This window comes from Thioalkalivibrio sp. HK1 (assembly GCA_000583135.1).
Taxonomy (GTDB): domain Bacteria; phylum Pseudomonadota; class Gammaproteobacteria; order HK1; family HK1; genus HK1.
Genome location: JFBG01000003.1, coordinates 24,143 through 45,183, shown reverse-complemented (window position 1 = coordinate 45,183; position 21,041 = coordinate 24,143). Strand labels below are relative to the sequence as shown.

Here is a 21,041-nt window from a genome sequence, read left to right as displayed (position 1 = left end):
CCCATGATCGTTTCCTCGGTCGATGCTTTCGTCGGATCCTTGGATGATGATCGCTTGCCCCGGCGGGAAGCGAAACCCGTAAGATATCGAAGACGAAACATCATGATCGAGCGACATCGACAGCGACACAAAGAGACGTCCAATGATCGATAAAAATCTCGATTTCCCTTCGATCGAATATCGATCGTCTCGAAGCGATTTGCAAGGAACGGGTCGCTCGTCGCTTCTCGGAGGGTTGTTGGGCGCGATTTTGTATCTTTCCGGCAGTGTGGTGTCGGCGGGGGCCGCCGTCTCGCCACCCTCATCGCTGCCGATGATGGCGCAGTCGGAAAGCATGCAGGAAAGCATGCAGGAAAGCATGCAGGAAAACGCATCGGTGGCGGAAGCGAAGGGCGAATCGCCTTCATCGCATCTGACCGATCAAATGGTTGCGGATATTATTTACAGCGTATTGGTTGCCAGCGTTGCCGGGGAGGATTATCCCTTGTACGCATGGCAGATCTATATGGATGTCGCGCGCTTGTCGGGGGATCCCGCCGCCGCCGAATTCGCCTTGAAATACGCCCGCCAAGCGAAGGATGCGGAAAAATCCATTCAATCCGTCTACCGTTGGGCCGAACTCTCCCCCGAAGGGGACGAGCCGACCAAGGCGCTTTTCCGTACCCTCGTCATGGTCGGACGGGTCGATGAGGCGGCCGTGCAACTCGAGAAAATATTGCAGCGCTTCGAAGCCGAGGGTCTCACGCGGGGGCAAGCGCTCAAAGAATCGCTTCCGATCCTGATCGAGGCCAAAAACCCCGATATCGCGACTCGGGTGCTGAGGCGCCATATCGAAAAATACGATGGTCGAAAGGACCATTGGGCATTGCTCGCCTTGGGCACCATCCTCGGGCATTTTCAGCGACCGATGGAGGCGATCTCCGCTTTGGAGGAAGCCCGCACCATCTATATCGCATCGCTCGACGACGAATCCGAAACCGGCGCTCCCGAGGGCGAGATGGAAGATTCATCGTCGGCCGCTTTGGAGGAAGACCGCGCCATCCATATCGCATCGCTCGATGACGAAGCCGGCGCTTCCGGCAGTGGCATGGAGGACTCGGCGCTGCCGAAAGATTCACCCCCCGCCGATCAGATCACCGTCCCCTTGGCGCGCCTGCTCCACGCCAACGGCCGCAGCGATGACGCCCTTTCGATCCTCGAGGAATTCATCGAGCGCTCACCGGATAACAACGATGTTCGCATCATCTACGGCCACACCCTCTTCGAAAGCGGACGACGGGACCAATCCCGTGCCGTTTTCGAAGATATCGTGGCCAAATCCCCGAGCGATATCAACGCGCGTTATGCGCTTGCCATCCTTTTGTTGCAGAGCAATCAGATCGACGAAGCGGCCGAGCAGTTCAAATTCATTACCGAGGAAGGGCAGACCAACGAGGTCTATGCGGCGCTGTTCTACCTTGCCCGTATCGCGGAGATTCGACGGGAATTCATCGAGGCCATCAGCCTCTACCGCCGAGTGCGGCAAGGCGATAACAGCTTCACTGCGCAGGTGCGGGCGGTCGAGCTGTTGGCGGAACACCGGAATGTCGTCTTGGCGCGCAACCACCTGCGCACGATTCGGCCCAGATCATGGCAGGATGTGATGGGTATCATCCAACTGGAGTCGCGGATTTTGGTCGACGCCGAACTCTACGAGGATGCCTTGGCGGTCTACGATAAAGCCATCAATCGTTTCAAAGGCAATTTGGAACTGCTTTATCAGCGCGGAATACTCGCGATCGAGTACTTGGATCGCTTCGATATCATGGAAAGCGATATGCGAGCCATCCTCGAAGCGGATCCGAACAATGTCGATGCCCTCAATACTTTGGGGTATACCTTGGCGGACCGTACCGATCAATACGAAGAGGCACACGAGCTGATATCGCGAGCGTTGAGACTCGCTCCGGATAACCACTATATCCTCGATTCGATGGGTTGGGTGCTTTATCGCATGGGTCAATCGGAGCGGGCCGTGGACTATCTTCGCCGGGCGCTGACCAGAAATCCCGATGCGGAAATCGCCGCCCATCTCGGCGAGGTGCTATGGTCCTTGAATCGCAAGGACGAGGCCCGCAACGTACTGGAGGCGGCGTTGCAGATGAATCCCGGTGACGAGGAACTGCTCGACAGCCTTCGACGCTTCGGGATGTAAGATGCACATCGCTTGGTGGACGGAAGTCCCGATCATGGACATCGCCGTCGGATCAGCGTGATTGCATTCGTCGAACTTCCCTCCAAACGAGCGATCCTCTCGATGTGCATGCAGTCGAACCCTTCGTCGAAAATCGCGTTTTTTCGATCGTGCATTCGTTTGTCGATCGCCTCCTTGCTCTCGTTGTCGATCATCGGATGCGCCTCGTCCCCGCCCGAGCCCATGGCTCTTGCACCGGCGGCCTCTTCGCCCATCGATACGTGGACCTTGCGCGCCGGACTCGTCGTGCGCACCGCGCAAAGGGCGTCCCGAGCCACCGTGCTGTGGCGGCAAAATCCCGCCAACTACACCCTGCGCTTCACCGGCCTGCTGGGCACCGGCCTGTTCGAGGTCCGCGGTTCGGAATCGGGCGAGGTGGAGGCAAGATTCGCCGATGGTCGGCGGCGGCAAGCGCAATCCCCCGATCGTCTTTTGGAAAGCGAGATCGGATGGTCGGCTCCCTTTTCCGATCTTCGCTATTGGATTGTCGGGGCGGTATCGCCCCAAGCGGACCCGGCGGCGGAAATTCTATTGGATGCCGAAGGCCGAGTGGTCAGCCTCAAGCAGTCGGGCTGGACGGTGCGCTATGAAAACTACCAGCTATCGGGCAGCCTCTCCTTGCCCGAGCGCATTCATTTTTCGAAAGGGGAGGTGAGCGCGGAGGTCAGGGTCCACGCTTGGACTTTGAAGGTTTGATATCTCGCGCTTTCGGATCGATGATCGTCCTGACTTCGATCAACTCGACTTCGATCATTCCGATTCCGAACACATCGATACTTCTTCGAGCGATGGTGCGGGTGAGGCGATCTCGATGATCGAATTCCCCGCCCCGGCGAAGATCAACCTCTTTTTGCATATTACGGGTCGCCGCCGGGACGGTCGGCACGATCTTCAAACCCTCTTTCAATTCGTCGATCTCGAAGATCGAGTGTCGATCGCCGTTCGCAAGGATGGTCGGATAAGGCGCAAGACCCCCACCCCCGGGGTTCTCGACGAAAGAAGCGATCTGGCGATCCGCGCCGCCCTTTGCCTACAAGAGGCATCCGGCACATCGAAGGGGGCCGATATCGAGATCGATAAGCGGATACCGCAAGGCGGCGGTCTCGGTGGCGGGAGCAGCGACGCCGCGACGGTATTGGTCGCCCTCGATCGTCTTTGGGGGATCGGGATGGGTCGTGATCGCTTGGCGGATTTGGGATCGAGATTGGGAGCGGATGTGCCGGTTTTCGTGCACGGGCTGGCGGCGTGGGCCGAGGGAACGGGCGATCGGCTTTATCCGATGGTCGATCCTCCATCCGGCGATTCCTCTTCGGGCGCCGAAGGAGGCGATGCGCTCTTGCCGGGGCGAAGGGAATCACCGGCGGGCATCGCAGGCTCGGCTTTTATCCTCGAGGAGCCTTGGTATCTGTTGGTCATGCCGTCTTGCTCCATCTCCACCGCCGATATTTTCAATGCCCCTTCGTTGCCGCGCGATACCCCCGCATTGTCGATGCGGGATTTTTTGCAGGATTTGCAAAGGGATTCCTTGCTCGATCCCGATTCCTATCCCGATCCCGACGGAACCCCCGCCGACCTCGTCGATCCGCGATATCCGGGCGGCGAATCTCCATCCGGGAAGGCTCGCCCCATAGCGGTGCGTCAAGTGATGGAACGAACGGGCAACGACTGCGAAGCGGTGGTGCGCCGGGAATATCCCTTGGTCGCCCAAGCGCTGGATCTGCTCGAAGACATCGGGGCCAATCCTCGCATGACCGGAACGGGATCGACGATCTTCGCCCCCTTCGCCGATCCGCAAGGGGCGCGCTCGATGGCTCGGCAATTGCCCTCGATATGGCGCACGGAAGTGGTCAAGGGCTGCAACCGCTCGCCGCTATCGAAAAAAACGATGGTGCAAGGCAATGAAGGCAAGAATGCTTTGGCGGATGCGCCTCGATAGGCGGCAGCCCGAGATGCAGAAGACCGATATGCAAGGAAGCATCCCCGGGATATCGAATATTCGAATCGAGCGGTTTCGGTAGATGGGCGATCCGAGCGAAGGATTTGCGTTGATGCGCTTGCTGGCCGACGGCAAGGAGCGCTCCATCGACGAACTTGCCGGGCTTTCGGGACAAAGCCCGGCTCGGATCGAAGTCGGGATTCGATCGCTCGTATCCGAGGGATTCGAGATCGAGGCCTGTCCCGGGGGTCGGCTTCGCCATCCCTTCGCCTTCGATCTTTTGGATCGCCGGCGGATCCGAGATGCCTTGGGCGAAAACGCTCGTCGTCGGTTGAACGATATCGAGGTGCATTTCGAGATCGATTCCACCAATCGCCGTTCGATGGATCTCGCTCGCAGCGGCGAGTCCTTGCCCTTCGCCTGCTTGGCGGAGATGCAAAGCGCAGGCAAAGGGCGCAACGGACGCACTTTTCTTTCCCCCTTGGGAGGCAATCTCTATCTATCGCTGGCGGCGAGGACGACCCTCGAGGGATCGAGCCTTTCGGGTTTGAGCCCGGCGGTCGCCGTCGCCGTGGCCAAGGCCATCATCCTCGCCGGAAGAGATCGAGCGGTGGATGCGCAAGTGAAGATCAAATGGCCCAACGATATCCATGCCCGAGGCCGAAAACTCGGCGGCATCTTGATCGAGAGCAGCCGGGTATCCAACCGGGTATCCAAAGAGTGCATCGTGATCATCGGGGTCGGCATCAACCTGCGCTTGTCCCCGGCAGTGGTCGAGAGGATCGATCAGCCGGTGGGCGATCTATTCGACTTGTTCGGGGATACCCCCCCTCGCAACGCCTTCGCCGCCCGGCTGATCGATGCGCTGATCGAAACCTTGCATTGCTACGAGCGAGCGGGGTTCGGCCATTTCAAAGATGCCTTCGGCGATCTCGATCTATTGGCGGGGCGAGATATCGAGGTCGAGGGGCCTTCGGGTCGATTGCATGGCCGCGCTTCGGGGCTCGGCGAGAACGGGGCCTTGATGCTCTGCGTCGATGGGGCGGCCGAGCCGGTGGCGATCGTTTGCGGGGAGGTCCGGACCGTCGATGATGACACCGTCGCCGACCCCGAGGGGATCCGCATTCGGATCGCCCGCTCCGCCGCTTCGACGCAAAATCGCGTCTGCGGACAGGGGCGATCGAGCGATCGAATATGACGCGCTCGTATCCGATGAATCCCGGCGCGCAAAGGCGGGGGGCAGCACCGCTTCTCCGGATACGCCCTGCAAGCGATCCCGTCGCCGCTTTTTTTCGCTCATGGAGTCTCGCTCCGGCAGTCATCACCGATCTTGAGAGCCCTATCTTGGAAAAGACCGAGCGAATACAATGGCCTCGGCACTTGGGGTTTAACGATCGGGGTTCGACGATCGGGGGCTTGATGGTCAATCATCGACGATCGGAATTCGAACCTTATGATTTTCGTGCTTTGACACAGACAGTTTGACGCAAACGGCAGGAGGAAAAGTCGCGTGTTTGAAAATCTGACGAGCCGACTCGCCACCACCTTCGATCGCTTGCGGGGCCGGGGGCGGTTGAGCGAAAGCAATATCGCCGAAGCCCTGCGCGAGGTGCGAATGGCCTTGCTCGAGGCCGATGTCGCGCTATCGGTGGTGCGCGAGTTCATCGAGCGGGTGCGCAGCCGGGCCGTGGGCCAAGAAGTGCTCTCGAGCCTCACGCCCGGGCAGACCTTGGTGCGGGTGGTTCGCGATGAATTGACGCAACTGATGGGCGGCTCGGGGAGCGACATCGCCCTCAATGTGCAGCCGCCGGCGGTGATTTTGGTGGCCGGGTTGCAAGGAGCGGGGAAGACCACGACCGTGGCCAAAATCGCTCGCCGGTTGAAAGAGCGCGAGGGCAAGAAGACGCTGGTGGTCAGTTGCGATGTCTATCGCCCGGCGGCGATCGATCAGCTGCATGCCTTGGCGGAGCAAGCGGGAATCGATTTCGTGCCCCGGCAATCGAGCGACGATCCGGTTGCCATCGCCCGCTCCGCCCTTGTCGAGGCCCGCCGCGCTGCCGCCGATGTCTTGTTGATCGATACCGCCGGTCGCTTGCATATCGATACCGACATGATGGACGAGTTGAGAACGATCCACGCCGAGGTTTCCCCCATCGAAACCCTCTTCGTGGTCGATAGCATGACCGGTCAGGATGCCGCAACGACCTCCAAGGCCTTCAACGAAGCCCTGCCGTTGACCGGGATCGTGCTGACCAAGGTCGATGGCGACGCTCGAGGCGGCGCCGCTCTTTCGGTGCGTCAAATAACCGGCAAGCCGATCAAATTCATCGGCAGCGGCGAGAAAACCGACGCCCTCGAGGTTTTCCATCCCGACCGTATCGCTTCTCGCATTCTCGGCATGGGCGATGTGCTCAGCCTGATCGAGGAGGCGGAGCAAAAGGTCGATCAGGAAAAGGCCGGGAAATTCGCCGAAAAGCTCGCCAAGGGCAAACGCTTCGATCTGCAGGATTTCGCCGAGCAGCTAGGGCAGATGCGCAACATGGGCGGCGTTTCGAGCGTGCTCGAGAAGATGCCCGGAATGCCCGCAGGCTTGGAGGATCGCATCGATAACCGTCACTTCCTGCGCATGGAAGCGATCATCTTTTCCATGACATCGCAAGAGCGCCGTTATCCTGCGGTGATCAAGGGTTCGCGCAAACGTCGCATCGCCGCCGGATCCGGCACTCGGGTGCAAGACGTCAATCAGCTGCTCAAGCAATTCGCGCAGATGCAAAAGATGATGAAGCGGATGAGTCGCAAAGGGGGGATGGGGCGCATGCTCCAAGGGTTGCCGGGAATGAATAATTTCCGCGGGGGCTTGCCGCCCGGCCTGGGTTGAATCGGCGCCCGAGCGATTTTTTCGATCCCCTTTTTTTCGATCCCCTCCCGAGGTTGCGGGATTTGCAATGGTCCGCTCGGAAGAACCCTTGAAATCATGGAAGGCAAGATGGACGGCAAGAGGAAACTTGCATTTTTTCCACGATACTTCATCGGCCAAGGCTAGAATACGCATATCGGCTGCCGTCGGCGGGGTCGCTCGATCTTGCGGCCTTTGGAAACGAGTGCATCCTAGGGGTCTTAAAAGTAAGGGTCTTGAAATAAGGGTCCTGAAAAGGGATGCGCATCGAAGGGGTGTTTTTTCGATGCGACACCCGAAAGAGCACGAAAGAGCATCCGAAAACCACCGGATAGCAAGTAGCAATCCGGATAACAAGATAGATGGGGTGTAGCCAAGCGGTAAGGCACGGGACTTTGACTCCCGCATCCCAGGTTCGATTCCTGGCACCCCAGCCAATATTGCGAGTCCCTTGCGATTAAAGAGCGAGGGTACATTCTTTTTGAATTTCGAAGGAAAAGGAGAAAGACATGTACGAAGAGTTGGCCTTGTATATCGACGGGGAATTCCGACAAGGCAGCGAGGGGCAGGGAGAGCGGGTATTGAATCCGGCGACGGAGGATGAGTTGGGTTTTCTCCCGCATGCTTCGACATCGGATCTCGATGCCGCCTTGGACAGCGGCGAGCGGGCATTTCAGGAATGGAAAGAGACCTCGGCCTATGAAAGAGCGGGGATATTGTGGAAAGCCGGGGAGCTGATGCGGTCGAGATCCGACGATATCGGTCGGACGATGACGCAAGAGCAGGGAAAGCCGTTGGCCGAGGCGGTGATGGAAGTGAAGGTATCGGCCGATATTTTCCAGTGGTATGCGGAAGAAGGGAAGCGGGCTTATGGCCGCATCATCCCGAGTCGCTTGCCGGGGACGAGGCAGATGGTATTGCGGGAGCCGGTGGGAGTGGTCGCGGCGTTCACTCCTTGGAACTTCCCCGCGGTGACACCGGCGAGGAAGGTTGCCGGGGCGCTCGGGGCGGGATGTTCTTGCATCCTCAAGCCCTCGGAAGAGACACCGGGGACGGCGTTGGCATTGGCGCGAGCGTTGGTGGATGCGGGATTGCCGAAGGGGGTTTTGAACGTGGTTTTCGGAAAGCCCGCCGAAGTGTCGCGGCATTTATTGGCATCGCCGAAGGTGCGCAAGGTGACGTTCACGGGCTCGATTCCGGTGGGCAAAGAACTGACGCGTCTGGCGGCCGATGGGATGAAGCGGACGACGATGGAACTCGGAGGGCATGCACCGGTCTTGATCTTCGACGATGTGGATGTTTCGAAAGTGGTTCCGATCATCGCCGGAGGCAAATACCGCAATGCCGGACAGGTTTGCATATCGCCGACACGGTTTTTCGTGCAGGAGAAGGTCTACGACGAATTCGTATCGAAGTTCAGCGAGCATGCATCGGGATTGAAGATGGGCAACGGACTGGAAGAGGGGGTAACGATGGGTCCGTTGGCGAATCGTCGACGCATCGATGCGGTGGATGAGTTGGTGAGCGATGCCCAGGAGAAGGGAGCGCGGCTGACGACGGGGGGAGAGCGAGCGGGAAATCAAGGATATTTCTACAAGCCGACGGTTTTGGCGGATGTGCCGGACGAAGCGCGGATCATGCGAGAGGAGCCTTTCGGTCCCGTCGCTCCGATGCAGTCGTGGAGCGATATCGACGAGGTGATGGAAAAAGCCAACGGATTGGAGTTCGGCTTGGCGGCGTATGCCTTCACCACCAGAAGCGAGCGCGCAGCGCGGGTATCGGACGGTTTGCAAAGCGGTTTGGTGGGGGTCAATCACTGCGCGCTTTCTTTCGCCGAGACCCCTTTCGGAGGGGTGAAAGAAAGCGGACACGGTCACGAAGGGGGTATCGAGGGTTTGGATGCCTATCTGACGAGCAAGTTCGTGACCCAAATGGACGGTTGAACAGACCCTCGAAGGGAATTCCTATCGTCGCAGATACTATCAGGTTGCATCGTCGCCGTTGTCGGTGTCCTTTTATCCGGCAATTCGACGATTGAACCCCAAGGCCTCGTCATTCGTCAAGCGGTGGCGATCGACCGTCCGGTCAAGACCCGTACCTAAGAGGCTCGAAAGGGCCGGGTACGGGTCTTTTATTTGCCATCGAGATTCGGATCCTTGGATCCGAGGCATTCGCTTCGCCCTTCGATAAGGGGGTTCGTTCGCTTTTTGCCAAGCGTTCGTCTCCTTGTCGAAAGACGGGGCTCTCGCTTTCATCGCTTTGATTTTATTGTATTATTATGCTATACGAGATATACATTACCTGTATGACTTGGTATGCGAAATCGACCCGGCAAGAAGGCTATGCGTGCACGAGATCGGAGTGAATCGAGATGAGGAAGTTATCGACGGCTCTGATCGTCATGGTTGCGGCGCTCGGTATGGGCGCGGTGCAATGGGCCAATTCTCAAGGTCTGTCGAGCATCGACTCCTCGCAGATGCGCCTGGCGGTGAAGACCGGCAGCGTCAATCGGGTCAGGACATTGATCCAGCAAGGCGTCAATCCCAATGTGAAGGATGCCGATGGTTATACGCCATTGCACCAAGCGGCGGTGGATGGATTCCCCGAGGCGGTGGATGCTTTGCTGGCCACCACCGTGAGCCCGGATGTCGATGCCAAGACCAATGATGGTTATACGGCGTTGCACTTGGCGGCGGTGGGCGGAACCGATGGCCATTTGAAGGTGGTCGAATCCTTGTTGGAAGCCGATGCCGAGGTCGACGAAAAAGCCCCCGGAGGAAGGACGGCGCTGCATATCGCGGCTTGGGGTGGATATTCGGAGGTCGTCGAGGCCCTGCTCGAAGAGGATGCGGCGATCGACGACAAAGCCACCGGGGGGTGGACACCGCTGCATTTGGCGGCGCACGGAACGACGCAAGGGCATTTGGATAGCGTGCGGTTGCTGCGCGACAAAAGAGCCGACCGCAATATAGAAGCGCAAGACCGAAAGCCTTGGCAATATGCCTTCGAGAGAAACCAACGAGCGATCGTCGATATTTTGAATCCGCTGATTCCCTCGGCGCTGACCAATGCGGTGGCGGATGACGATGTCGATGAAGTCAGGGATTTGATAGCGTTGGGTTATTCCGATGTCAACGAGAAAAATTCCGCCGGGCAGCCGACCTTGTACTTGGCGGTCGCTCGTAAACGAAGAGATGTTCTGCAGGTGCTGCTTGCCGCCAACGGCATCGATGTCAACGCCAAGGAATCGGGAGGCTACGCCCCTTTGCATCTGGCGGTTCACCATCAAGACAGCGATGCCGATACCCCCGCCGGAAAGAATTTGCTCGATATCGTCAAGGACTTGATCGCTGCCGATGGCATCGACGTCAACTTGCTCGGGGGCACGTCGCTCGGAGCGCTAAGACCGCTGACGATCGCTCGCAACCGAAATAACGACAAAGCGGAGCAAGCGTTGATTGCCGCCGGGGCCACGGGGGTGCCGGAGGGCGGTCTCGTTTTTTCTCCCTCCGGAACGCTGATCGTCCCCGAGGGAGGATCGACGGATCTCAATATCAAACTCGGCGTAAAACCGGATAGGGATGTCACTGTCAGTGCGGGCAGTTATACGAGAGTACCGAATACGGATCCTCCCGTAATCAACTATGAAGGCAGGCTCGCTATCACCGACGGGGATCTGACCTTCACTCCATCTAACTGGAACACCTTTCAAGCCGTTCCGGTTGAAAGCACGACGATCGACGATGATGCGGTGGATATCGAAGGTCTCATCATCACCGTCATCGCCGAGGGCAACTCGGGATTCACCCCCAAACCGTCGGAGGTCTTCATAAAGAGGGCCAAGGTGGACGATGACGAGGAAGTCGGTTTCGTGGTTTCTAGAAAAGGGAGTGTTAGCAGTTTGAATGCAAGGCTTCAGATCAAAGAGGGCCAATATATCGAGGAGACGATAAAATTATCATCGCAACCGACGAAAACAGTGAATCTCGAGATATCGTACGTTTATACTCCAGGGGAGGGTTTCCCTTTCCTGAATTCGCTCTGGTATCCGACATTTACCCCCCAGAACTGGAATGTGCCGCAGACGGTCAGGATAGATGCCACACACGATTCCAATAATAAGGACGATTTTGGGCAAATGGTCTACGGTGTGAGACGCGAAGGCCATGAGTATGATGGTGCAAGCTTCGAGTTTGCCATCATTTCCAGAGAGGACGATGTGGCCAAACCGGTATTCAACCCCTTTCAGGGTCTGACGATCCCCGAGGGGACAAGCAAGACCTTCACATTGAGGTTGGGAAAGAAACCGAGAGAACGTCAGAATCAAAGTGAAGACAGTACATGTCAGAATTCTTCTCGTTTGCCACCCTGTGCAGTGGTAGTCCTTCGCCCCACCATAAGATATTTTGACGTGACATACCCCACGGGCAACGATCCGCAATGGGCGACGGAGATCGGCCAAGGGAGAGTCATATTCACGCAGAGCAACTGGGATAGACCTCAGACAATCACCGTCGCCGCCCCCGAGGATTCGAATTTAATATCGGAAGCAGGTGATGTTTACGTGTCGGTTTGGTCGGCCGAATACTCGACCCCCACTCAAGGTCAATCTACCCGATATCCGATTCGGACAACGGATGACGATATCCAAGGCCAGATACGCTTCTCCCCGACCGTATTCAAGGTGCCCGAGGGTGGTTCGAATACCTTGTCGATCTCCTTGAGTGCCAAGCCGAAACAGACTATCAGGATAACCACGGAATCCGATTTGCCTCGGATCGGTTTTTCCGCCGATGAGTTCACCATCGCTCCCCGAGATTGGAATGAGTCCTATCAACTCAGGGTCATTTCCACGGATGAGGAATCCGAAAACATACGAGACGATGAGGATGAAACGGGCAGGATCGTCCTTCGAGTGGCCGATGGTCTGACCTCTCCGACGATGACGATAGGAGTCACCGAGGAAGATCCGGAAGTCAAGGGCGCCATCGTACAAACCAATAAAATCACCGTCGGCGGAAGGGTCAAGGTCAGCGAGGGTGGACCGGGGAGGATATCCATCAGCCTCGACGAAAAGCCCAATTATAATACCACGTTGACGATTGCCAAGAACAACAACAATCTCACCCTCACTCCGAGCTCCATGACCTTTACCCCCGATAACTGGGATACCCCCCAAGTACTCGACCTCGAGGCCAAGTATACATCGGGCAATAACGATACGATCACCAACCTCACATTGAGTACCACCGGTGGTTTTATCGCCACTCCGGTAAGCATACCGGTCGATATAATCAGTGCCGGCCAGCATCGATATCTCTTCTTTCTCTTCAATGTCGCAGGGCATCAATTTCAAACCAGCGAAAGATTCAACTATAATCAAAGGCCTGCCGATTGGAAAACCGATTTCGGAAATATCAAGTGGAAGGAGGGCGAAGAATATACCATGACATTGAAGTTGAGCGGTCCGATCCCCGCCACATGGGAAAAGGAAAGTTTGAATACATCATCGGGATTCAATGTGTGGAACAAGCATAATTTCAGGATGCATACGAATATTCGAGCGGGCAACGACAAGGCCACCCTCTCACCTCGTGTCCGGCATTTCACTGAATACAACTGGAATGAAACCGTGACGTTTACGATAACCACCTTGGAAGACGATGATGCGGACGAAGACACCTTCGAAGTGGAATTCGACGAAAATGCACATAGAGATGCAGGCTCTTATATCAAAGGCGCCGGTCGGATGATCGTAAGATTCCCCCCGATCGAAGATGACGATATCGATGGCAATGTTGTATTGTCCACGAATTTTATCAGCGCCACGGATCGGAATAAAACAAAATCGTTCACCGTCAAACTCGATACCAAGCCGAAGGCCGATATCATCGTGACCTTAATCGAGAAATTCGGGAGAGCCATTCCTTCCGATCTTGATTTCTCGAAGACATCGTTGACCTTCACCCCGACCAATTATAACCAAGCACAAACCATCAGTTTCACGACCTCCCCCGACGACGATGATGATTGCGATCGAACCACATTCAAAGTGAAAGCGGGCGATGGCTACTCCGCGGAGTCGATAATACAGATCTATGTAAAGGATAGACAAAATAGATATTGTTGATAGACGATCGCCTCGATGATTCCAAAGGCAAAGACGACGGGGGGTTTTTGGTCGCCCCCGATAGACTCGCTCTAGGGTTTCGAAAAAAGATCGATCGGATGAATATCCAGGATCGAAGCGACACCGCCATCCCTTTTGGATGAAGCGAATAAAGAATGTCTTTTCGCGATTCGCATCTCTTGACGATCGTTTGCGATGGATTTGTCGGCATCGACCGGCTCGTCGAAGGAGATCCATAGATGAGCCTTTTGCCAAGCATTTCGGTCATCGTGCCGGTATTGAACGAAGAAGCCTCGCTTGCCCGCACCTTGGATCCGCTTCAGCATCTGCGGATCGGGAAAGATGAATTGAATTTGGAAGTGCAAAACGAGTTCTTGGGCGAAAGGCTCGATATCGAAATCATCGTTGCCGACGGGGGAAGCCAGGACCGCAGCCGGGATATCGCTCTTTCTCTTTGCGATCGCTTGATCGACGCTCCTTGCGGCCGCGCCCGTCAGATGAACGCCGGGGCGGAGGTGGCCAAAGGGAGTCTGATGCTGTTTTTGCATGCCGACACCCTCCTTCCCCGCGGATGGGAGAGGGCGGTGAGCGGTGCGCTTGCCAGCGACGATGCCAAAGGGCGAAAGGCGATCGCCGACTGGGGTCGCTTCGATGTGCGTCTCGATGGGCGTCATCCGCTGTTGAGGATCGTCGAGCGCGCCATGAATCTTCGTTCGCGCCTGAGCGGCATCGCCACCGGGGATCAGGCGATCTTCGTGCGAAGCGAGGTCTTTCGCGCTCTCGGCGGCTTTCCGGAGATCGCCTTGATGGAAGATATCGCGATGAGTCGAATGTTGAAAGCCCGATCAGTCCCCGCCTGCTTGCGTAAAAGGGTGATCACTTCCGGCCGGCGTTGGGAAACGAAAGGAGTCCTGCGCACGATCGGGCTGATGTGGTGGCTTCGCTTGGCTTATTTCTTCGGCGCCGATCCGAAAGATCTGGCGCGGATCTATCGCAATGGCTGATGCCTTCGAATCGCCCTCGCCGATCGAGGCCGCGGTGAGCGATACCCGGATCCCGCCCCCGATGCCTGCCGGTCCGCCGTGCCGGATCGTGGTGATGGCCCGGGCTCCGCAACCCGGGCAGACCAAGAAACGCTTGATCCCCGCCATCGGCGCCGAGCGAGCGGCGGCCTTGCACCGGGCGATGATTCGACATGCGGTCGATGTCGCGCGCGCAAGCGGGATCGGCGGCGTGGAACTATGGTGTACCCCGGATCCGGATCACGCCGCCTTTGCCGATTTCAAATCCCTACCGGGGTTGAAGTGGTATCGACAACAAGGGCCGGATCTCGGGGCGAGGATGTCGGGTGCTCTTGGCGCCGCATCGGGTCCGGGCGTGGTGATCGGTACGGATTGTCCTTTTTTGCATCCCTCGGATTTCATCGAATGCGCTCGGTGTTTGCGAAACGATCGGATCGATGCCGTGATCGTTCCGGCCTTCGACGGCGGCTACGTTCTGATCGCCTCCGCTCGGCCGCAGCCCGCCCTCTTCGTCGATATCGACTGGGGCAGCGATCGCGTTCTCGATCAGACCCGAAAGCGGGCTCGCACCGCCGGTCTTTGTTTGCACGAACTCGCTCCCAAGCGGGATATCGATCGCCCCGAGGACCTTCGCTTCTTGGCCGCATCCGATCGTTTCGCCCCCTTCGCCTTCGGATCGCTCGATCAAGGTGCATGATCTTCGAAAGATCCCCTCGAAATCCGCCCTTCGCCGATCTCGCGCGAAAAACCGATGACGGGATTCGCAAGAATCGTAGTCGCCGACGATTTCGAATCCCTGTCCTTCGAACCCGTCATTTGAAAAAAATATCCCGATGGCTTGCAATTGGATGCGAACTTGCCCTATAATCCCCATCATCAAGTGCGGGGTGGAGCAGTCTGGCAGCTCGTCGGGCTCATAACCCGAAGGTCGCAGGTTCAAATCCTGCCCCCGCTACCAATATCGCTCCCTTTGTTCGGGGGCGAAAGAAAAGCCCCTTTATCAAAAGGGGTTTTCTTTTGTAGGAATCCTTGACGGCCAAGGTTGGCGGCGATCGGATATCGATGTCGAAAAGGCGTCGATATCGAAAAACGCCGAGGATGAAGAGGTTGTCGGATCGACAAGAGCGATGCGTGCCCAAGAAGAGCGGCTTTATGCGCTGATCGAACCGACGGTGCTTTCCCTCGGTTTCGATCTGGTATGCGTTTTTTTGCAGCGAGCAGGCAAGTCGACCCGCGCTTCGATGCAAGTCCTGATCGATCGCAAAGCAGGCTCGGAAGAGTCGGGCGGCGTCACCTTGGATGATTGCGCGAAGGTCAGCCACCGAATCGGCGGGCTGCTCGATGTCGAGATCGAGATGCCCGATGCTTTCGATCTCGAGGTGTCCTCTCCGGGAGCGGATCGCCCTTTGTGTCGGGAGCGAGACTTCGTTCGCTTTGCCGGATCGGAATCGGAGATCGTCTTGCGCAAAGCCATCGAGGGTCGTCGTCGCTTCGTCGGCGAGCTGGGTGGTTGCGATGACGGTGTGGTGGTGATGGTGGAGGAGGGGGGTATCGAGCATCGTTTCGAACTTGCGGCGATCAAAAGCGCCCGTTTGGTGCCGCAATGGTGAACCGGTTTCGATACCGAACGATTCGCTCGGCTCGACGATCGCGTCGATGTGCGCTCAACACTGCGGATATCCCAAGATGAGCAAAGATATTCTGAACGCCGTCGAGTCGCTCTCGGCGGAAAAAGGCGTGTCGGCGGATGCCATTTTCGATGCCATCGAATCCGCTTTGGAGTTTGCGACCCGTAAGCGTCATGCCAAGGATATCGATGTACGCGTCAGTTTCGATCGTCGAACCGGGGATTTCGAGACCTTCAGGCGCTGGGAAATTCTGGATGATGGCCAAGTGGTCTTTACCAAGGAAGAATACGACGCAGCGACCAAAGATGCCCAGGACGAGAACGCAAGCGAGGACGATCCCGACGCTTCGACCACGCGCCTTTTCAACCCCGAGACTCATATTCTATTCAGCGAAAGCCGCGACAAATGGCCGGATGACGGTATCGGGGAGTTTGTCGAAGAGGGCATGGAGAATAATATCGGGAGCCGAATAGCGGCTCAGGTGGCCAAACAGGTCATCATCCAAAAGATACGCGAGGCCGAGCGGGCCCAAGTTTATGAAGCCTACCGCAATCGGGTGGGCGAGATGGTTTCGGGAGTGGTCAAGCGCAAGGATCGCAACGGGCGGGTCATTCTCGATCTCAGCGAGGATCGCCCGGCTTCTTCTCGCCGGGAGTCCGTCGGCGATCCGATTCGAGCCGAGGCCGAGATCGGACGAGATCATCAGATCCCGCGCGAGATCATCCGCACCGGGGATCGCTTGCGTGGCTATTTGGAGGAGGTTCGCTCGGAGTCCCGCGGACCGCAGCTCTTCATCAGCCGAATCCATAGCGAGTTGATGGTCAATCTCTTCACCATCGAGGTCCCCGAAATCGCCGAGGGCATGATCGAAATCATGGGCTGCGCTCGGGATCCGGGATCGCGAGCCAAGATCGGGGTGCGTAGCAAGAGCACGCGGATCGATCCAGTGGGGGCCTGTGTCGGCATGCGCGGATCGAGGGTGCAGGCGGTATCGAACGAGCTGGCCGGCGAGCGGGTGGATATCGTGTTGTGGGACGAAGATCCCGCCCAATACGTCATCAAGGCGATGTCACCGGCGGAGGTGAGTTCGATCTACATCGACGAGGAATCCATGAAGATGGATGTGGTGGTGCAAGAGGATCAGCTCCCGCAGGCCATCGGCCGCGGCGGGCAGAACGTGAAACTGGCAAGCCAGCTCACGGGCTGGGATATCAATGTGCTCACCCCCCAGCAATGGGAAGAGAAGAAAGAACAAGATACCGGAAAACTCCTCTCCTTGTTCATGAGCCATCTGGGTGTCGACGAGGAAGTCGCGAATATTTTGGTGGAGGAGGGTTTTTCCAGCATCGAGGATGTCGCTTATGTACCCCGCGACGAGATGTTGGAGATCGATGAATTCGATGACGATGTCTGCAATGAATTGCAGTCGCGCGCTCGAGATGATTTATTGGTGAGGGGGATCGCCCAAAAAGAGGGCGTTGCGATGAATTCCCCGGCCGAGGATTTATTGATGCTCGAAGGGATGGATATGGATCTTGCCCGGGAGTTGGCGGAGGAGGGGATCATCACCCGAGAGAATCTTGCGGAGCTCGATGTGGACGAATTCACCGAAAAGGTCGAGATCGACGAAGAGCGGGCCGCAACCTTGATCATGACCGCTCGCAAGATATGGTTCGATCAGGAAGACGAGTCCGAGTCTTCCGATATGTCACAAGCGATAGCTCCATCCTCGCAAGGGATGGATCCATCGGGTGGGGACACCCCCCGGGCTTCGGGCACGGATTGAAGGTGGAAGTTTGAGGGAGGTTTGATTCGATGTCCGAAACAACGGTACGGGAACTGGCGGAAGCGGTCGGCATCCCCGTTGATCGCGTGCTCGCTTTGATGGGGGAGGCGGGGCTCCCTCATACCGAGGCGGGGCAGGGTATCAGCGAGCAGGAAAAAGCCCGATTCACGGCGCATATCAATCTTCGTCAGGGTAAGAGCGATACCCCGGCAAGGCCCAAAATCTCCCTCAAGCGTAAATCCGTCAGCGAAATCAAGATCGCTTCCGCGCAAGGAAGAAAAAAGACGGTGACGGTGGAGGTCCGCAAACGTCGCTCCGCCTCTCGCAGCACCCTCGACCGCGCATCGACCGCGACCGATTCGCCCCCCGAGGGCGATGCCGGCACGCGGATGAACGACGCCAAACGCGCCTTGCAAGAAGAAGCGCGCCGACGCCAGCAAGATCTCGACGAGCATTTGCGGATCGAGTCGGAAGAGCGCGAAAGACAAGAAAAGATCGCTCCCAAGCGCAAAAAGAAAGAGCCCGTCCCGGAGCCGGAAGCCGATCGCGTTTCGGCGAAAAGCGACGAGGCGGTGAAATCCGAGCCCGCCCCGGCCGAAGCCGTCGAAAAGAAAATCGAAAAGAAAGAAGAGTCATCGCCTTCGAAAAAACCCGCCGGGGCGCGCCAAGCCGCTCCGGCGAAGGAAAAGGAAAAAGAAAAGGCCAAGCCCAAGTCGAAACCGAAAAGAGAGGCCCCGGCGACGGCGAAGCCTTCCTCGGCCGCCAAGCCGGCTGCGACCGAAAGCGAGAGCCGGGGTCGGGGTCGGGCCAAGCCCGCCGCGGGAGGGCGTGGCGAGGCGAGACATTCGGAACGGCAAGATCGCTCCGGGCGACGCGGAGATCGCGGCCGCAAGAGTCGAGAGGAGTTGCATGTCGCCTCGGACAAGGCCGGGTATCGGCGCAAGAGGCCGAAACCGCGGCGATCGGTGCAATCCGCGCCGACTCGCCACGGCTTCGAGATGCCGACCGAGCCGATGGTGCGGGAGGTGACGATCCCCGAGACGATCTCGGTGGGAGAACTCGCACAGCGAATGTCGCTCAAAGCCCCGGAATTGATCCGCTTTTTGATGACCCAAGGCATCGTGGCCACCACGAGCCAAACCATCGATCAGGATACGGCGGTGCTGGTGGTCGGCGAGCTCGGTCATGTGCCCAAACCGGTGCACGAGAGCACGATCGAGGAGGATATCGTGCAGGCCCGGGGCGATATCGGACAGGATATCAAGTCTCGCCCTCCGGTCGTCACCATCATGGGGCATGTCGATCACGGCAAGACCTCGCTGCTCGATCATATTCGGACGACGCGAGTGGCGGCGGGAGAGGCCGGCGGTATCACCCAGCATATCGGCGCCTATCGGGTCGAAAGCGCCCAGGGGAGCGTTACCTTTCTCGATACCCCGGGGCACGCCGCCTTCACCGCGATGCGCGCGCGCGGCGCCCAAGCCACGGATATCGTGGTCTTGGTGGTCGCCGCCGACGATGGGGTGATGCCGCAAACGATCGAGGCCATTGCCCATGCCGGCGATGCCAAGGTGCCGATCGTGGTCGCCGTCAACAAGATCGACAAAGAGGATGCGGATCCCGAGCGAATCCGAAAGGAGTTATCGGGGCACGGGGTGATCCCCGAACCTTGGGGCGGCGAGAATATCTTCGTGGATGTTTCGGCCTTGGATGGCCGGGGGATCGACGAACTCCTCGAAGCCATCCATTTGCAGGCCGAGGTGCTCGAACTCAAAGCCGCGATCGACGGCCCCGCTCGCGGGGTGGTGATCGAATCGCGAATCGAGCGCGGCCGCGGCCCGGTGGCGACGGTATTGGTGCAATCGGGCTCACTCTCCCGCTCCGATACCCTGCTCGCCGGTCAGGAATTCGGGCGGGTGCGCGGTCTTTTCGATCAATCCGGCCGGGAAGTCAAACATGCCGGTCCGTCGATGCCGGTGGAGGTTTTGGGATTGTCCGGTCCGCCGAAGGCCGGCGACGAGGCGGTGGTGGTATCCGACGATCGCAAGGCGCGGGAGATCGCCGAGAGGCGCCAGAATCGCCGACGCGATCTGCGCTTGGCTCGCCGGGTGACCAAACTCGAAAATGTCTTCGAGCAAATGCAAGAGGGCCAGACCAGCACCATCAATATCATCGTCAAGGCCGACGTGCAAGGATCGGTGGAGGCCATCGTCGACGCTCTGCTTCAGCTATCCACCGACGAGATCAAGGTCAATATCGTCGCCGCCGCCGCCGGAGGGATCAGCGAGACGGATGTCAATCTCTCGGTGGCATCGAATGCGACCATCATCGGATTCAATGTAAGAGCCGATGCCGCCGCTCGGCGGGTGATCGAGGATGGCACGGTCGATTTGAAGTATTTCAGCGTGATTTACGAGGTCATCGACTATATGCGACAGGCGATGACCGGGATGCTCGCACCGAAATTCAAAGAGACGATCGTCGGGCTTGCCGAGGTGCGAGATATCTTCCGCTCTCGCAAATTCGGCGATATCGCCGGGTGTCGGGTGACCGAGGGGTTGGTGCGCAAGGACAACCCCATCCGGGTTTTGCGAGATAGCGTGGTCATCTACGAAGGCGAACTCGAATCCTTGCGTCGCTTCCAGGACGATGTCGCCGAGGTGCGCGCGGGAACCGAATGCGGTATCGGCGTGCGCGATTACAACGATGTCAAAGTGGGCGATCAAATCGAGATCTACGAGCGGGTTCAGGTCGAACGGACGATTTGATGCGATCGACGATCCCCCTTCCTGCGCCGTTCCCCCGAGCCTCGATCGCCTCCGACCGCCTGCCGAGCGCGAGATCGCAAGGGATCTTCGATCGGGTTTTTTTGGGATCCGGATCTTCCCCGATGGCCGGATTTCGCCGAACGCTCTAGATCCGAAAGAGACGAGAGATTGGGTCAGCGCGAGTACAGTCGTTCGATTCGGGTGGCGGAGCGGATCCAGCGCGAGGTCGCATTGCTCCTTGCGCATGAGATCGCCGACCCGCGCATCGGCGAGGTGACGGTTTCCGGGGTCGATCTATCACCCGATATGCGCCGGGCGAAGGTGTTGATCACCCCCGGGCGAACCACCGACGGCGATGCCGCGGCCTCGGCCCTCAATCGCGCCGCCGGTTTTTTGCGATCCCGCTTGGCAAGTCGCATTCGCCTGCGCTACCTCCCTCGACTTGAATTCGAGCACGACCTCACCTTGGAGCGCGCCTTGCGCATCGATACGCTGCTCCAAGGAGTCGATCTCGATCCATCCGAAAAAGCGCCCGCCGAGGAAAGCCAAGCCTCGTCTTAAGCGTTCCGTCCGTTTCTCGCACCGGATCCTCTCCCTCGGGCTCGAAAGCAAGACTCGAAAACGAGTTTCGAAAGCGAATAT

13 protein-coding genes and 2 tRNA genes are annotated in these 21,041 nt (G+C 58.1%); all 15 read left to right on the top strand.

The window, feature by feature from the left end:
• Window positions 1-238 precede the first annotated feature (238 nt).
• On the top strand, window positions 239-2,194 hold the full coding sequence (locus BF99_RS0101055; RefSeq protein ID WP_197018992.1) for a tetratricopeptide repeat protein: 1,956 nt from the start codon (window positions 239-241) through the stop codon (window positions 2,192-2,194).
• Window positions 2,195-2,368: 174 nt separating this feature from the next.
• Window positions 2,369-2,929: a lipoprotein insertase outer membrane protein LolB gene (lolB, locus tag BF99_RS0101045; RefSeq protein ID WP_231471274.1), complete on the top strand. Its 561-nt coding sequence runs from the start codon at window positions 2,369-2,371 to the stop codon at window positions 2,927-2,929.
• Window positions 2,930-3,044: 115 nt separating this feature from the next.
• A complete protein-coding gene (ispE, locus tag BF99_RS23625) occupies window positions 3,045-4,169 on the top strand; it encodes a 4-(cytidine 5'-diphospho)-2-C-methyl-D-erythritol kinase (RefSeq protein ID WP_051482730.1) in 1,125 nt (374 codons plus the stop codon).
• A gap of 82 nt (window positions 4,170-4,251) precedes the next feature.
• Window positions 4,252-5,367: a biotin--[acetyl-CoA-carboxylase] ligase gene (locus tag BF99_RS19920; protein WP_025769385.1), complete on the top strand. Its 1,116-nt coding sequence runs from the start codon at window positions 4,252-4,254 to the stop codon at window positions 5,365-5,367.
• Window positions 5,368-5,679: 312 nt separating this feature from the next.
• On the top strand, window positions 5,680-7,047 hold the full coding sequence (ffh, locus tag BF99_RS0101015; RefSeq protein ID WP_025769383.1) for a signal recognition particle protein: 1,368 nt from the start codon (window positions 5,680-5,682) through the stop codon (window positions 7,045-7,047).
• 381 nt (window positions 7,048-7,428) lie between these two features.
• Window positions 7,429-7,502 (top strand) — tRNA-Gln (locus BF99_RS0101010).
• A gap of 72 nt (window positions 7,503-7,574) precedes the next feature.
• The gene (locus BF99_RS0101005) at window positions 7,575-9,008 is read left to right on the top strand and encodes an NAD-dependent succinate-semialdehyde dehydrogenase (RefSeq protein ID WP_025769382.1); all 1,434 of its coding nucleotides are present in this window, start codon (window positions 7,575-7,577) and stop codon (window positions 9,006-9,008) included.
• A gap of 428 nt (window positions 9,009-9,436) precedes the next feature.
• Window positions 9,437-13,195, top strand: coding sequence for an ankyrin repeat domain-containing protein (locus BF99_RS0100995; protein WP_025769380.1), 3,759 nt, complete (start codon window positions 9,437-9,439; stop codon window positions 13,193-13,195).
• 239 nt (window positions 13,196-13,434) lie between these two features.
• Window positions 13,435-14,199: a TIGR04283 family arsenosugar biosynthesis glycosyltransferase gene (locus BF99_RS0100980; protein WP_025769379.1), complete on the top strand. Its 765-nt coding sequence runs from the start codon at window positions 13,435-13,437 to the stop codon at window positions 14,197-14,199.
• The gene (locus BF99_RS0100975) at window positions 14,192-14,914 is read left to right on the top strand and encodes a TIGR04282 family arsenosugar biosynthesis glycosyltransferase (protein WP_231471273.1); all 723 of its coding nucleotides are present in this window, start codon (window positions 14,192-14,194) and stop codon (window positions 14,912-14,914) included. The genes BF99_RS0100980 and BF99_RS0100975 overlap by 8 nt, the downstream gene beginning before the upstream one ends.
• Before the next feature lie 184 nt (window positions 14,915-15,098).
• Window positions 15,099-15,175, top strand: a tRNA-Met gene (locus tag BF99_RS0100965).
• A 169-nt stretch (window positions 15,176-15,344) separates the two neighbouring features.
• Window positions 15,345-15,827, top strand: coding sequence for a ribosome maturation factor RimP (gene rimP / locus BF99_RS0100955; RefSeq protein ID WP_025769376.1), 483 nt, complete (start codon window positions 15,345-15,347; stop codon window positions 15,825-15,827).
• A gap of 76 nt (window positions 15,828-15,903) precedes the next feature.
• Window positions 15,904-17,631, top strand: coding sequence for a transcription termination factor NusA (nusA, locus tag BF99_RS0100950; RefSeq protein ID WP_025769375.1), 1,728 nt, complete (start codon window positions 15,904-15,906; stop codon window positions 17,629-17,631).
• A gap of 29 nt (window positions 17,632-17,660) precedes the next feature.
• Window positions 17,661-20,399, top strand: a complete 2,739-nt coding sequence (infB, locus tag BF99_RS0100945) for a translation initiation factor IF-2 (protein WP_025769374.1) — start codon at window positions 17,661-17,663, stop codon at window positions 20,397-20,399.
• 168 nt (window positions 20,400-20,567) lie between these two features.
• Entirely contained in the window at window positions 20,568-20,960 is a 393-nt protein-coding gene (rbfA, locus tag BF99_RS0100935) for a 30S ribosome-binding factor RbfA (protein ID WP_025769373.1), read from the top strand.
• Window positions 20,961-21,041: the final 81 nt, after the last annotated feature.